Consider the following 542-nt stretch of genomic DNA (forward strand, 5'->3'; position numbering starts at 1 on the left):
GAGTACTCCCACCCCGGGGACAACATCCCGCCGATCCTGGCCGTCGCCCAGCATGTGGGCTCCAACGGCAAAGACCTGGTCCGGGCCATCGCCACCGGGTACGAGATCCAAGTGAACCTGGTCAAGGCGATCTGCCTGCACAAACACAAGATCGACCACGTGGCCCACCTCGGCCCCTCCGCAGCGGCCGGCATCGGAACGCTCCTGGGCTTGGACGTTGAGACGATCTTCCAGTCAGTCGGGCAGGCACTGCACACCACCACCGCCACACGCCAGTCCCGCAAGGGTGAAATCTCCACCTGGAAGGCCCACGCCCCGGCGTTCGCGGGCAAGATGGCCGTCGAAGCCGCCGACCGTGCCATGCGCGGACAGACCTCTCCCGTGCCGATCTACGAAGGCGAAGACGGGGTGATCGCCTGGATGCTCGACGGCCCGGACGCCTCCTACGAGGTGCCCCTGCCCCTCCCGGGCGAGGCGAAACGCGCGATCCTGGACACCTACACCAAGGAACACTCCGCCGAATACCAGGCCCAGGCCTGGAT

The 542-nt window shown here is 66.8% G+C and carries 1 protein-coding gene; it reads left to right on the plus strand.

All coding sequences use genetic code 11. The features are described from left to right. Positions 1 to 542: MmgE/PrpD family protein (locus SB659_RS19050; protein WP_410551519.1), on the plus strand; the 542-nt coding region annotated here is incomplete at both ends.

The organism is Arthrobacter sp. SIMBA_036 (assembly GCF_046535135.1).
Lineage (GTDB): Bacteria > Actinomycetota > Actinomycetes > Actinomycetales > Micrococcaceae > Arthrobacter.